Genomic DNA, 12,944 nt, shown 5'->3' on the forward strand with positions numbered 1-12,944 from the left:
CGAAATCTACGCCCCGACCTGAGTGGAGCTCTTTTTGTGCAGCGAAGCGGAACAAAAAAGCGGGAACGGAGGGCGGAAATAGGCGCCCAAAAAAAATAAAAAAATTAATCTAAAATATATTTCCAGAAACTCCAGAATTTTCGGGTTTCGAGATAATTTAAATCGTCTTCCATCGCATAAGCTTCGCGCTCGAAGGAAATCGATTTATAGGCTAAATAGTGGTTCTTTAATCTGAAGACCCAATAGTAATATTCGACCACATACCAGATATAAAAGAAAATAATCAGGAGTTCCAGCTGTTGACGCAAATGAATTTTCTCATGATTGATGAGTATTTGATCCTTCTTGTATTCCGGCTTTTTCAGAATAATAAAAGGGAAAATAGTAATCCCTGAAATTTTTGTATTTTTGAGAAGTCTTTGCCAAATGAGGATCATGAAACAAAGATATTAATTTCGACCATTCCGATTTAACTTATGTACCAGAAAATAATCAAAGAACACGAAGACTTTTACTATAACGAACAGGGCTATAAAGTTTTTACGGAAGCATACCACCTGAAACGTGGATATTGCTGCAAAAGTGGATGCAAACATTGCCCATATGGTTACGATAAAAAGACGGATACTTTTAAGAAAACAGTAAAACAGGAAATTAAAAAATAACAGAAAGTATTGAGTATGGAGTTGATTGAGTTTTTGGGTCTGTAAAAATGAGCAATCCGGTACAACATCATTGGTAATTATAATTTTAATAAATAAAAATTCAGGTCATGAGCAAAAAATATATCTTACTTTTATTGGCTTCTGCCACGCTGGGACTCACTTCATGTAGCCCTTTTCAGGTAAAATCTGATTATGCAGAAACCGCGAATTTCAATATGTACAAAACGTATAAATTGCGTATTGATGATTTGAAATTAAACGATATTGATAAAGACCGCGTGTTGAACGAGGTTTCAAAACAACTTCAAACGAAAGGTTTACAGAGTTCGGACAATCCGGATCTTATTGTAAATGTGAAAGCGAATCATAAAAAAATTCAGGATGTACAAAGTTCCCGTCCTTACGGCATGTATGGTTGGGGCGGTCCTTATGGTTGGGGCGTTGGCATGAGCAGAATCTGGACGCAAAATTATAATCAAGGTGCATTGACGGTTGATTTGATTGATGCAAAAAGTCAGAAATTGGTTTGGCAAGGCATCGGAAGCGGAATTTCCGTAGATTCTCCGAAATCGAAACAAAAACAAATCCCGGAAATTGTTGCGGAAATCATGGCGAATTATCCGCCACAGAGAGGAAAATAATTTTTCTTGGAAATATAGAGAAAGACTGATTGAAAGATCGGTCTTTTTTTATATTCAATTTTTTTTTCCTTAAAGAATTTTAATCTGTTCCAAAAGCGAATTGTACTTGAGAAAAGATCGTCTTATAATGAATTAAAGAGTATTAGTTTTAAGGGCTTGAGTACTGAACATTCAGAATAACAATCTATTAAAGCTAGATAATGTGCAGGTTTACTCTTTGACCGGTCAATCGATGAAGAGTTTTAAATCAGACCCTGGCTCGAAAAATTCGACAATTGATCTTAGCATCTTTGCATAAGGAACTTATATTGTAAAAGTAAATTTTGATACGCAGAGTACCACTATCAAAGTGATTGAGAACTAAAATCTTTAAGTTTAATTGTACTTAAATCAGATAATAAACAATCCGGAAGAGTTTTCTTTTCCGGATTGTTTTGTGACGGGGAATTGAATTTTAATTTGGTCCCTATTTTCCAATAAATATTGTTGCAGTTGTCAGTATAATTCTGTCGCTTTTTTAGATATATTTTTATCGGATCAAAATCAGAAAAAAGATTGAGGCGTCCTTTAACTTTTACTGTGGTTTCTGGATTAAAATTTCTTTCTATTTGTTAATTCTACAACTTTTTACTTTTAACCTGATAAATACTAATCCTTTAAATTACTGCACTTGATTTCATTAAAAACAAAAGCCTTAAATACCTATAATTTAAGGCTTTATAGTTGACGATGATTGATTCGGTCTTAATTGCTTCCCGGCCAAACCCCTTCGTATTGTCCGCCACCATACGTAATTTTCTCTGCACTAACGACAAAACTGATCAACATACTATTGCTGTCGATGGCGTCAAATTCTACTTCATGTTGGATCACATAACCATTTTCCCAGTTTAATTTAATCAAGGTGCCTTCTTCATGAGATTTGTTAAAAGTCACCTCACCCACGGTCGGTTTGTATTTACCATTCAATAACGATTCGATGATGTCTGATTTCTCAGTCGCTTCAATCGTTATTTTGATTAACGCATTTGAGGGATCTGAAGCTACTCTACCGGAAACATCCGTAGAACGTGCTACGCTGTAATTTAGTTTTAAAACTTTTGAGTCTTCGCCGTTGTTGAATTTTAAGACGGCTCTGGAATTGTTCGCTGCCATGATTTCTAAATTTTAAGGTTAAATGTTTATAATGTTATTTTAATTTCTTTATCCAACTCAATAATATGAGAATTAAGAATAATTTACTTAAAAAGGTCTTTCTATTTCTTTTAAGTCAAAGATAAAATGCTTTTTTGATAGGAAAATCATCATTTTTAGAAAGTTTAAAATTTGTAGTAATTCTACGACTTTTTGATTTTGGGAGAATTTTTTTTCTTCCGTGCGTGTTTTTCTTTATTTTAAAGGAATAGAAAAGACTTCTTACTGTAAATCTGAGAAAATACAGCTGCTTTTTTTTAAATACGAAGGCTTAAAAATTTTTTATTTTGTAGTAGTTTTACTACACACGGACTGTTTATTTTAAACTAAATTTGTGTAGTTACTTGGTTGATTTTAACTAGTTTTAAATATTATCATTTACCAAATGGGGTAATTAAATAATTCAACATCTAGAAATCTCCAACAAATCACTTAATCACAAACACCTACGATATGGAAAAGAATGGCAACTCTGAAGCAATATTCTTCAAACCTCAGAAATTCACGCCGGAAAATAATGCCGATGGAATTAAAGAAAACCATCACGCCGGCATTAACCGACTGGTAAAATTATCTGTGGTGATTGATGGACAGATCATCAAACATTATAAGCATTTCAAACTTTCTCAAAGTGCAAGAGGACACCATAGTTTTGAACTCACCTTAGCGCACGATGCTTTGGGAGAAAGACAAAACCATCAGCTGGAGCAGGCGAATCAATTTTTGGGAAACCGACTGACGGTAAAAATCATGCACAAAGATATTGAGAACAGCCCGGAACGCGTATTTGTAGGAGTCATTACGGGGGTTGGATTTAGTCAGCAAGGTCATACTTTAGGAAATGTTGTTTTAAAAGGCTTCAGTCCGACCATTTTATTGGATGCTGCACCTCATACCCAAAGTTTTGGTGGCGATGCTCCCGTGAATATGGGAATTATTGCAGATCGGGTCATCAAACAGGGCATTGGAAGTGGATATGATGTGCGAGTAGATGCCAAAGCTTCTTCTCAAATATTATATAGCGCTCAATATGAAGAAACGCATTATAATTATCTGGCACGAATGGCCGAAGCTTATGGCGAACAGTTTTTCTATGATGGTGAAGTTTTACATTTTGGAAATATGCCACCGCAGAACAAAGCCATTGAATTGATTTACGGCAGCAATGTCTCAGATATTAATGTGGAATTAAAAGCCGTTCATATAAAACCGAGTTTCTATGGATACAACAGCAGTTCTCATGCGAAATTAACTTCCGGAGAAACGCTCATTAAACATAAAAGTGATCTTGCGAAAACATCCTATGAAAAAAACAAGGGAATCTTTAAAACCCCTTCCCTACAGGTAGCTCCCATCAAAGCAAATACCGATATGGACGTGGTGAATTCTCAAACGAGTGCAGCGGGAAGTAAAGCCGTAGAAGTCTTCACTGTTTCCGGTGGAACAACGGTTCCTTTTCTGTATCCGGGTTGTGTCGCAGATTTAAAAATGCGTAAGACCGATTCTAACCAAACCAGTTACTTCACCAGAGTCATGATGACCGAAGTGACGCACGAAATCGACACCCTCGGCCATTACACCGGAACTTTTGAAGCCATTGCTTCGGATACTGGTTATATGCCGAGACCAACATTTTTAGCGCCGATTGCTCAACCTCAAATAGCGACTGTAATCTCAAACACCGATCCTTCTGGTCAAGGTCGAGTGACCGTTCGCTTCGATTGGCAAATGCATGACACCACGAATTTCATCCGCATGATGTCGCCCGATGCAGGTGGAACTGATCAGGTTTCTCAAAACCGTGGTTACGTTGCCATCCCCGAAGTTGGTGATCAGGTGATGGTGGGTTTTGTGCATAATCATCCGGATCGACCGTTTGTGATGGGCGGTATGTTTCATGGACAGGTTGGCTTGGGCGGTGGAGCGGATAACCGTGTAAAATCCATTCAAACTAGAAGTGGACACCGAATCGTTTTTACGGAAGACGAAAGTATTATTATCACCGATAAATCTGGAAATGAGATTCATCTGGATACAACGGGAAGTAATATTAATATTACGGCGCCGGAGACGATGACGTTGAACTGTAAGAATATGAATATTAATGTCGGAGAAAATATGACAACGAATGTTGGGATGAATGCCAGCGAAATGATTGGAATGAATAATAGCCAAACAATTGGTATGAATGCGACCCAAAGTATTGGTGCGATGAAGATGACTTCTGTGATGGGAGATGCGAGTATGTTTATTACGGGGAAATTGATGGAGATAATTGAGGGTGATGTGATAAGTGAAAGTAAAAAAGAGCGAAAGGAATATAGTAAAGGTGAAATGGAAATTGGTTCGGATGCGACCATTAAAAAACATGCACAAAAGCAGATTCAGAATAACTCTGGTGAGAAATCTAACTTCCATTAATATGAGTAGAACAAGAATTGTTGGTGGTAAATACACAAAACTCACCAAAGAAAATCACTATATGTTTTCGGATGATAACATATCAACTTCATCCTTAGAACCTATTCATGAGGAAGGAATTGATGATGGTATATTACATGGTATTGCAAAGGAATATGAACCATGGAAATCATTTCCTAGGAGAGATTGGTATCATTGTGTTTTTGGACATACAATTAATAAAATGGTGCCAATAACCGATCTAGGATTAAATACTGAGGTGAATATGTGCCTTACTGGAATATCCTCTATTATACGATTTGAAGGCTATGATTTGGATTCTAAGGCAGAATATAAATATCATAACTGGGTTTTTATCTTAACAGTTTATATGAATAATCGGGGAGAACTTGTTGAAGGTGGTCTAGATACAATTACCTATAAAAGTAATAATTTGGTAGGCTCTACTGATAGGGAAATAGAAAAACAAGAAGGAAGTAAAAAAATTATCTTTCAAAAATCTAGAAATGAATTAAAATCTAAAGGAAAAGAGCTTCACGATGAAATATTTTTAGATGGCAAATTGATTTTTGCCGATGGTATGGAGAGAGCTGTTAATTTTGGAAGTAAAACAAAAGAACCTTTCAGATTGTATGATGCTTTGGGTGATTTTCTTAAAGAAGCAAGCCGCTTTAACAGGAGAGCAGATATATCTTATATTTACGCAGGTACTAGTAATGCTAAAGATTTTTTAGATACTATAAATGATAGTGCAGATAAAATTTCACTCGCTGTGGATGCACCTATGTTGGAATTCGCATTTAACAACTTTGCAGGTGCAACTTTGTTTAAGGAAATATTTGGAGTAGTTAGTTATGCCACAGGCACAGTAAGTGACGTAAAAGATTTGGCAGGCTTAAAAACTTTTCGTGGTCCTATACAACTTTCAGAAACTTTAAGCGTGAGAAATAATAGTTCCGATATTATGCAGGATCCTGAACACTATAGAGTAACTAATGAATTTGAAATATTAGGCGAAACATTATCAAAAACTAAATAGTTATTAAAATGAGTGAAATATATTTGCCTGAAAAATTGGTGCATGGGCAAGTGGAGAAGGATTTACACCCTTATCATAGAAGAGTTAGTACCTCTTTTTGTGTGGCTTTTACCTTGAACGAGCCAACCCCAATGAATACGGGTAATAAATACAAAGATAATTTAGATGCGTGTCTAACAGCGGTAAGCTGGGTAGAGGATCATTTTTGTGAATATGAAAGTATTGGGATCGGTTTAAATGACCCAAATCATAATCGTATAGTTAAAACCTTGACAATTTATATGGATAGAGGAGGTTATATAGTATCTGGACAATATCATGAACTGAACTTCAATATGCATTCTGTCGAAGATAATCTTCCTAAGAAATTAACTGTAAAAAGTAATTATCAAAGAAAATTTAAAAGGGATTCTGAAGAAAACTTATTGCATAAAGAAATTTTTATCGATAAAGTTTTTAATTTAGAAGGCATGCTAGAATTAAAAATAAATACTCAATCTGATTTTTATAAACTATTACAAACGGTTTCAATCTATAATCGCAGTATGGATATGTCATTCGTGTATTCCATTGCTCAAGAAAAGCAAATAGAATGGGAACAGTTTAAAAAAGTAATTGCTGTAGTTTCTATACCAGTAATGATTGAAGGATATGCCTGGGTTAAAGCTTTGCAAACAGGAATAACATTGATCAATTACCTTTGTACTGCTGATAATGTTATGAAACTATCAGATAAGTTGTTTGATTTTAGAGGACCTGTAGTTATTTCAGATGTTTTCACTAATTATTTTACTAATATGAACTTCGATCCCCAACGAGACATTATCCCAGAACCTAAAATAGAAGATGGTGGTAGTGATCTGCGAAATACTGAATTAAAGAAACTTAGTGCTCTAAATGATTTTTTAGAAATACAAACTATAGTGGGGAATGAAATAAAAAAGATAAAAGAACCAAATATATAAATCTAATGAAAATAAAAATTTTGATCTCCACTGTCCTAATCCTGCCTTTTTTATCTTGTAATATAAATAAAAGCGACGATTTAACTTCTATAATTGAAACGAAATCTTTTAATAAGCAAGATTTTAATAAATATACTACTAAGTCAAAATATAATGTAATTGGTCATGAATTCAGCCCAATTTTATATTCAAACGTCAAACCACTCAAAGAAAATAATAATGTCCCTGAAAAAATATTTGGAGTCGGAAGTTATTGGAAAGATTCAAAAGTATATTTTCAAAAAGAATTAAAAGGGGAAAGTATTTCATACTTAGAAAAGAATGATACAATTGTTGTAAGAAATGTCTATTATGATTATAGTGCTGATTCACAATTGGATATCAATAAACCTAGAAATATTAATGAATTAAAAGAATTCTTGAAAAGAAAAAATGTAAAATTCGATGTTTTAAATTTTAAAAGGAACGTAAAAACAGATATAATTGACATTGAAATAGAAAATAAATTTTATAAAATTATCTTGAATAATGGACTGCTTGAAAGTTATTTGTTCTACAATAAAAAGGATACGATAAACTTCAAACCCTATAAAAATATCATAGCAAATTTTTACTTTTAATTTCATAAAAAAAATATTTTGAGGAACAGATCTAAGAAATGATGATCTAAAAAAAATTACGGCTGTAAATGCGTTTTTAGAAATTGAAACAGTTTTGGGAGAGCAAATAAAAAATATAAAATAACCCGTTTTCCAACTGAAATAAAATTAATCAAATATATATTTATCTTCATTCTTATTAATTCTTGTCAAACAAAAAAAATAAGCATTGACACTGATATTATAGAGAATGTTCCTTTCTCTGAAAGCAATTTTTACAAATATGATAGTGGATACTTGCGAGATAATATTCAAAAATCAGATTCCTTTCGATCTAATATTTATACCATTGTTGAACCCTTAGATGAGAATAAAAGACTTCCGAAAAAAAATAATGCTTTACCATTCGACACAAAAGGTGGAAGAAAAGTGTAGATTATTTTGAAAAAAAAATTAAAGAAGTATCAATTTTCAATCGGTGTTTTGATATGAATTATATTTATGCAATCGCACATGAGGAAAAAGAAGCACTGGAAAAAGCAAAACGTTACGTGGGAATAGCAGCACTTCCTTTTGCAATTAGTGGTGGAGTATTTGTTAAAGCTTTGCAATCTTCTGTTGCATTAGTTTCCTACTTTTGTGATATAGACTCTACCTTCCGTCTATCAGATAACCTATTTAAATTTAAAGGACCTGTAGTAATATCAGATGTTTATTGGAAAAACTGGCGAAATTATATGACTACTGATGATAATTGGGATAAAAAATGGCAAACCCCAACCTTAGATCCTGCTTATGATTCAAATGATCTAGGTTCGAAAAAAGACGCATTAGAAAAATTTGAAAATTTAAAAACAATATTCAATTTCAAATAAATGACAAAATATACATTATATACAGTAATATTTATGATATCAATATTTTCTTGTAAAAATAATAAATCACTTTTACAAGAAGAACCTATTAATTTATATCCTAATAAAGAAATTATTAAAAAGCAATATCATAAATACTCCTTATTAGATCCGTTTAATCCTAATCTTATTTTATACACACCTATTGAGCCTAGTTTGAATGACCCTCGAAAAGCAAAAACTTTAATAAAAGCTACGGATCCATACGATTTACAATACCTCAACAAGTACATAAGAGACGAAATGAATGGAGAATATATTGATTATGTATTTCAAAATGATACGATATTGTACAGGTATTATTCCAAACATTATAAAATAAATGAAACAAAAGAATTTGACAGTAAAAAGAAAATTGAAGATTATCTATTAAAACATTCTATTGACTTTAAATTTATTAAATATAATGAAGATAAAAATCTAATTTATTTATTAAAGAAGAAAGAACAGCCGTTTCAATCTTTTTGTGTTATTGATTCGCACGATAATATTTTAGAAATCTACATAATTTATAACTCTAAAGATACAATAATGTCTTTGTCTCAAAAGTCGCTTAGACCTTTTCGTGGAAGTAAAATAGAAGATTAAGTATAAAAGTATTTTAAATTTTGGTAGCCTCCCACAAACTGTGTAAGTTGAAAAGTTATTCTGAAAAATTTTGAGCCCTCAAAGCTCAAAAAATTTTTCGGAAATAACTTTTTACTATTTTTAAACCTACATAGTTATGATCGACAAAGAAGAATTATTAAACAGCAAGGATTTCTACAAGTCCTTTAAGAGCGGAGAGGATTTGACATCCTTCTTCAAAGAAATGCACAAGCGTGCCGTAGAACATATGCTTGATGCCGAACTCGATGCACATCTTGACAATGAGAAGCACGAAAAAACCAAAGGCGGAAATTACCGAAACGGACATGGAACCAAGAAAATTAAATCCTCTTTTGGAGAGGCAGAAATAAGAGTTCCCAGAGATCGTGAAGGTAGTTTTGAGCCTGCATTGGTTCCGAAAAGGCACAACATTATCGAGGGTCTGGAAAACATCATTATCTCCTTTTATGCCAAAGGCATGAGCGTAAGCGACATCGAGGAGCAGATCCGTGAGATGTATGATTTTGAAGTCTCTACTTCTACAATTTCCAGAATTACCAGTGCCGTAGCAAGCGAGGTTACTGCCTGGCAAAACCGCCCGTTGGAAGATTTATACCTGATTGTCTGGATGGACGGTATCGTCTTCAAGGTTCGGGAAAATTCAAAGGTCATCAACAAAACCGTCTATCTTGCAGTGGGCTTAAACCGTGAAGGTAGAAAGGAAGTTCTTGGAATGTGGCTTGGCAAAAACGAGAGTTCAAGTTTTTGGATGAGTGTTTTGACTGATTTAAAAGCCCGCGGCGTAGAGGATATCCTGATTACTGCTACTGACAATCTCAATGGATTTACCCAAACCATACGTTCTGTTTTCCCTGAGTCACAAACCCAGATTTGCGTCGTTCACCAGATCAGAAACGCCTGTAAATATGTTGTTTGGAAAGACAGGAAAGCCTTCACAGCAGATATGAAGCACATTTATACCGCACCAAATAAACAGGCTGCAGAAGCGGCATTAAAGGACTTTGCCGAAAAATGGGAATCCAAATATTCTTACGCCATCAGATCCTGGAGGGAAAATTGGGATGAACTGACGGTATTCTTCGACTTCCCTTTGGAAATCCGTAAGATCATCTATACCACCAACTTAATCGAAAATCTGAACGGAAAAATAAGAAAATATACCAAAAACAAAATGTCATTCCCGACAGATGATGCAGTGTTAAAATCCGTTTATCTTGCTCTCAGAGAAGCAACTAAGAAATGGACCATGCCCATTCAAAACTGGGGTATTGTTTTAAACCAATTTATGCTTATTTTTGAAGAAAGGCTCAGATTATAAAACCCAAGCCCTAACTTTTTAACTTACACACTTTGCGGGATAGTGTCTTAAAAAAGGAACAAAATATATTTTTATAGAAGAAAATTTAAAGAAAATTCCGTTAATGGATGAGGATTCTTTCTCCATGTACAGTTCATTAAATAAAAAAATCAAATTTGGAAAAGCTGTTTCAGAAGCACTTGATAAATATCTTATTATCGAAGAAATGGCACAAATGATTCCAGAAATAAGTAGTAATGGAAAATTTAATAAACCCGCACTTTCAACTTTTGTAGGAATGATTCCTGGAGCTCAAATTATAGCGTTTGGTGTTGCTGTATTAGAATGGGTGTCAGCGGATATGATTAAGGAAATGGACGAGTGGTTAGATGAACAAATGTGGATTCGATGGCAGAATTCAAAGGCCAAAGGCTTAAAAGAAGCAAGATTTTTTGCAGGTCTTGATTGGGCCAAAAAAAATGGATTTTTTCACGAATCACTAAGTCACCAATTGCTTAACCGTGTTTTAAGAGGTGATTTTAAAGAAATAAACGAACTAATTACTGCAATTGCAAGGGATTCAAATCCTAAAACGCATACGATATTTACATACAGGGTTGAGGAGCCTCAAATTGAAGAATATTTCGATTTAATAGATTGTATTTTTATAAATGATACCAATGAAAAAAACAGTTCATTTTTTCCTAGCTTTTAATTTGTTTTTAAGTTGCGAAAATCCTTCCATACTAGAAACAATTTCTGATAAGAACGTAACCATTTCCTTTAGAAAAGATAGTGATGAAAAAGTATTGGTTCTAAATGTACCATTAGAATTTACATTAAATCTCAATTCAGAAAAGATAAAAAATGTGAGGATATACTATATATCAAACGGTAAACTCAGTTCTTTATCAGAAGATTACGCCGTTTATGACCGTGCTAGTAATCAAAAATTATTGTTTGACATTAAAAAAGTTAATCAAAAATACCCTGCAAATATATATATTATTGATAGGCGTATTTCAATTCAAGAAGAAAAAGCTTTAGAATTAGTTAATAGATATGCTCCTAACTCAAATCTTAGCAATTTGCAGTCTGACAATGATTCAATAACTCTAACCTCATATAAAAAATTCCGAGAAGACAACCCTCAATTTATTACAAATATGAGAAAGGAATCTGATTCATTAAAATTAAATTTAGTTTTTGGAAAAGGAAAAACAAAAATTATTGGAAAAAAAATAGAATGGTAGAAGATAACATCAAGAATCATTTAAAGGATTTTTCTGAACAAGAACTCGCATACTTTTATAGATTTCGTTTCAAACAGCAAACACTAAAAACACAGAAAATAATTGAAGAATTTTTGTTTAGCGAACTTAGTTTAAGCAAAAAAGAAATACAAAAATTAATAATCAAACATAAACCTCTAGGTCTTTGTAGAAGATGTGGGTCTTCTAAGTGTTTTTCTTATTTGGTTGATTATTATCCGACAAACAGTTGGAGCCTTTCCTATTACAAAAAAGAAGATTTTTCTACAGGTGCGAGAAAAAAAGAAAAAATAGAATGTGCTGTCTGTGGATATATAATCTTCGATCCAAATAGAAGTTTAGTGATTGGTATTTTAAAAAAAGTAGTCGATTTAATTAAAAATAGATAGTATTCTTGCGCAAGGAAAACACCATCAAATCTCCTATTCTACGAGATTAATAATTATCGAAACGAATCATGTTGTTGATACTTTAGGACATTACAAAGGAACTTTCAAAGCCATTGCAAGTGACACCGGATTTTTACCAAAACCGGAGTTTACAGTTCCAATCGCACAACCACAATTAGCAACCGTCATCAGCAACAAGGATCCAAGCGGACAGGGAAGAGTGACGGTAAAATTCAACTGGCAACTACACAACACGACCGATTTTATCAGAATGATGAGTCCGGATACAGGTGGAACGGATCAGGTTTCTCAGAATCGTGGTTATGTTGCGATCCCCGAAGTTGGTGATCAGGTGATGGTGGGTTTTGTACATAATCATCCGGATCGACCTTTTGTGATGGGTGGAATGTTTCATGGAGGAACTGCGTTGGGAGGATTTGCGGACAACCGGGTAAAATCTATTATGACCAGAAGTGGGCATAAAGTAGTTTTCACGGAAGATGAAAGTATTATTATTACAGATAAAAGCGGAAATGAAATTCATTTGGATACCACGGGAAGCAATATTAATATCACGGCTCCTGAAACGATGACGCTCAATTGTAAGAATATGAATATTAATGTGATGGAGAATATGACGACAAGTGTGGGGATGAACCAAAGCGATACTGTGGGAATGAACAGAAGCCAAAGTATAGGTTTAAATGCTGTTCAAAGTGTTGGAGCTATGAAAATGACTTCTGTTGTAGGTGATGCAAGTGTGTTTATTACCGGAAAACTGACGGAAATGATTGAGGGGGATGTACATAGTGAAACAAAGATGGAACGGAATGAATATGCGGCAGAAGTAGAAAATTCTTCATCAAATGGTACAATTCACCAAAATGCAAAAGTGGAGGTTAAAAATAATAGCGGCGAAAAAAGTAATAATTATTAAAAA

15 protein-coding genes are annotated in these 12,944 nt (G+C 33.8%); 13 read left to right on the forward strand and 2 right to left on the reverse strand.

Annotated features, from left to right (window positions below; genetic code table 11):
- Nucleotides 1-104 precede the first annotated feature (104 nt).
- Complete coding sequence (locus EIB73_RS07020; protein ID WP_125023884.1) at nucleotides 105-437, reverse strand: hypothetical protein; 333 nt, start codon at nucleotides 435-437, stop codon at nucleotides 105-107.
- Nucleotides 438-476: 39 nt separating this feature from the next.
- Between EIB73_RS07020 and EIB73_RS07025 the strand changes: the two genes are divergently transcribed.
- The gene (locus tag EIB73_RS07025) at nucleotides 477-665 is read left to right on the forward strand and encodes a DUF5522 domain-containing protein (RefSeq protein WP_125023886.1); all 189 of its coding nucleotides are present in this window, start codon (nucleotides 477-479) and stop codon (nucleotides 663-665) included.
- A 107-nt stretch (nucleotides 666-772) separates the two neighbouring features.
- Entirely contained in the window at nucleotides 773-1,306 is a 534-nt protein-coding gene (locus EIB73_RS07030; protein ID WP_125023888.1) for a DUF4136 domain-containing protein, read from the forward strand.
- A 744-nt stretch (nucleotides 1,307-2,050) separates the two neighbouring features.
- Here the strand turns inward: EIB73_RS07030 and tssD are convergent.
- Nucleotides 2,051-2,461, reverse strand: a complete 411-nt coding sequence (gene tssD, locus EIB73_RS07035) for a type VI secretion system tube protein TssD (RefSeq protein ID WP_125023890.1) — start codon at nucleotides 2,459-2,461, stop codon at nucleotides 2,051-2,053.
- A gap of 492 nt (nucleotides 2,462-2,953) precedes the next feature.
- Here tssD and EIB73_RS07040 point away from each other — a divergent pair, with 492 nt between their 5' ends.
- The 11 genes from EIB73_RS07040 (at nucleotide 2,954) to EIB73_RS07090 (ending at nucleotide 12,941) form a co-directional block, all read left to right on the forward strand.
- Entirely contained in the window at nucleotides 2,954-4,921 is a 1,968-nt protein-coding gene (locus EIB73_RS07040) for a type VI secretion system Vgr family protein (protein ID WP_125023892.1), read from the forward strand.
- A 1-nt stretch (nucleotide 4,922) separates the two neighbouring features.
- Nucleotides 4,923-5,960, forward strand: a complete 1,038-nt coding sequence (locus EIB73_RS07045; RefSeq protein WP_125023894.1) for a hypothetical protein — start codon at nucleotides 4,923-4,925, stop codon at nucleotides 5,958-5,960.
- 8 nt (nucleotides 5,961-5,968) lie between these two features.
- Nucleotides 5,969-6,925 (forward strand): hypothetical protein, encoded by a 957-nt coding sequence (locus EIB73_RS07050; protein WP_125023896.1) that lies wholly within the window; start codon nucleotides 5,969-5,971, stop codon nucleotides 6,923-6,925.
- 5 nt (nucleotides 6,926-6,930) lie between these two features.
- The gene (locus EIB73_RS07055; protein ID WP_125023897.1) at nucleotides 6,931-7,545 is read left to right on the forward strand and encodes a hypothetical protein; all 615 of its coding nucleotides are present in this window, start codon (nucleotides 6,931-6,933) and stop codon (nucleotides 7,543-7,545) included.
- Between the two features lie 467 nt (nucleotides 7,546-8,012).
- A complete protein-coding gene (locus EIB73_RS07060) occupies nucleotides 8,013-8,399 on the forward strand; it encodes a hypothetical protein (protein WP_125023899.1) in 387 nt (128 codons plus the stop codon).
- Complete coding sequence (locus EIB73_RS07065; RefSeq protein WP_125023901.1) at nucleotides 8,400-9,026, forward strand: hypothetical protein; 627 nt, start codon at nucleotides 8,400-8,402, stop codon at nucleotides 9,024-9,026. It begins immediately after the preceding gene.
- A gap of 136 nt (nucleotides 9,027-9,162) precedes the next feature.
- The gene (locus tag EIB73_RS07070; protein WP_125023903.1) at nucleotides 9,163-10,365 is read left to right on the forward strand and encodes an IS256 family transposase; all 1,203 of its coding nucleotides are present in this window, start codon (nucleotides 9,163-9,165) and stop codon (nucleotides 10,363-10,365) included.
- 103 nt (nucleotides 10,366-10,468) lie between these two features.
- On the forward strand, nucleotides 10,469-11,059 hold the full coding sequence (locus EIB73_RS07075) for a hypothetical protein (protein ID WP_125023905.1): 591 nt from the start codon (nucleotides 10,469-10,471) through the stop codon (nucleotides 11,057-11,059).
- On the forward strand, nucleotides 11,025-11,597 hold the full coding sequence (locus tag EIB73_RS07080; RefSeq protein ID WP_125023907.1) for a hypothetical protein: 573 nt from the start codon (nucleotides 11,025-11,027) through the stop codon (nucleotides 11,595-11,597). Before EIB73_RS07075 ends, EIB73_RS07080 begins: the two co-directional genes overlap by 35 nt.
- The gene (locus tag EIB73_RS07085) at nucleotides 11,591-12,004 is read left to right on the forward strand and encodes a hypothetical protein (RefSeq protein WP_125023909.1); all 414 of its coding nucleotides are present in this window, start codon (nucleotides 11,591-11,593) and stop codon (nucleotides 12,002-12,004) included. Before EIB73_RS07080 ends, EIB73_RS07085 begins: the two co-directional genes overlap by 7 nt.
- Nucleotides 12,005-12,224: 220 nt before the next feature.
- The gene (locus EIB73_RS07090) at nucleotides 12,225-12,941 is read left to right on the forward strand and encodes a phage baseplate assembly protein V (RefSeq protein WP_185144636.1); all 717 of its coding nucleotides are present in this window, start codon (nucleotides 12,225-12,227) and stop codon (nucleotides 12,939-12,941) included.
- Nucleotides 12,942-12,944 lie beyond the last annotated feature (3 nt).

This window comes from Kaistella carnis (assembly GCF_003860585.1).
Lineage (GTDB): Bacteria > Bacteroidota > Bacteroidia > Flavobacteriales > Weeksellaceae > Kaistella > Kaistella carnis.

Bases quoted from the DNA above. Each gene is read 5' to 3' on its own strand.
- EIB73_RS07020 (WP_125023884.1), bottom strand. From the start codon at position 437: ATGATCCTCATTTGGCAAAGACTTCTCAAAAATACAAAAATTTCAGGG.
- EIB73_RS07025 (WP_125023886.1), top strand. From the start codon at position 477: ATGTACCAGAAAATAATCAAAGAACACGAAGACTTTTACTATAACGAA.
- EIB73_RS07030 (WP_125023888.1), top strand. From the start codon at position 773: ATGAGCAAAAAATATATCTTACTTTTATTGGCTTCTGCCACGCTGGGA.
- tssD (WP_125023890.1), bottom strand. From the start codon at position 2,461: ATGGCAGCGAACAATTCCAGAGCCGTCTTAAAATTCAACAACGGCGAA.
- EIB73_RS07040 (WP_125023892.1), top strand. From the start codon at position 2,954: ATGGAAAAGAATGGCAACTCTGAAGCAATATTCTTCAAACCTCAGAAA.
- EIB73_RS07045 (WP_125023894.1), top strand. From the start codon at position 4,923: ATGAGTAGAACAAGAATTGTTGGTGGTAAATACACAAAACTCACCAAA.
- EIB73_RS07050 (WP_125023896.1), top strand. From the start codon at position 5,969: ATGAGTGAAATATATTTGCCTGAAAAATTGGTGCATGGGCAAGTGGAG.
- EIB73_RS07055 (WP_125023897.1), top strand. From the start codon at position 6,931: ATGAAAATAAAAATTTTGATCTCCACTGTCCTAATCCTGCCTTTTTTA.
- EIB73_RS07060 (WP_125023899.1), top strand. From the start codon at position 8,013: ATGAATTATATTTATGCAATCGCACATGAGGAAAAAGAAGCACTGGAA.
- EIB73_RS07065 (WP_125023901.1), top strand. From the start codon at position 8,400: ATGACAAAATATACATTATATACAGTAATATTTATGATATCAATATTT.
- EIB73_RS07070 (WP_125023903.1), top strand. From the start codon at position 9,163: ATGATCGACAAAGAAGAATTATTAAACAGCAAGGATTTCTACAAGTCC.
- EIB73_RS07075 (WP_125023905.1), top strand. From the start codon at position 10,469: ATGGATGAGGATTCTTTCTCCATGTACAGTTCATTAAATAAAAAAATC.
- EIB73_RS07080 (WP_125023907.1), top strand. From the start codon at position 11,025: ATGAAAAAAACAGTTCATTTTTTCCTAGCTTTTAATTTGTTTTTAAGT.
- EIB73_RS07085 (WP_125023909.1), top strand. From the start codon at position 11,591: ATGGTAGAAGATAACATCAAGAATCATTTAAAGGATTTTTCTGAACAA.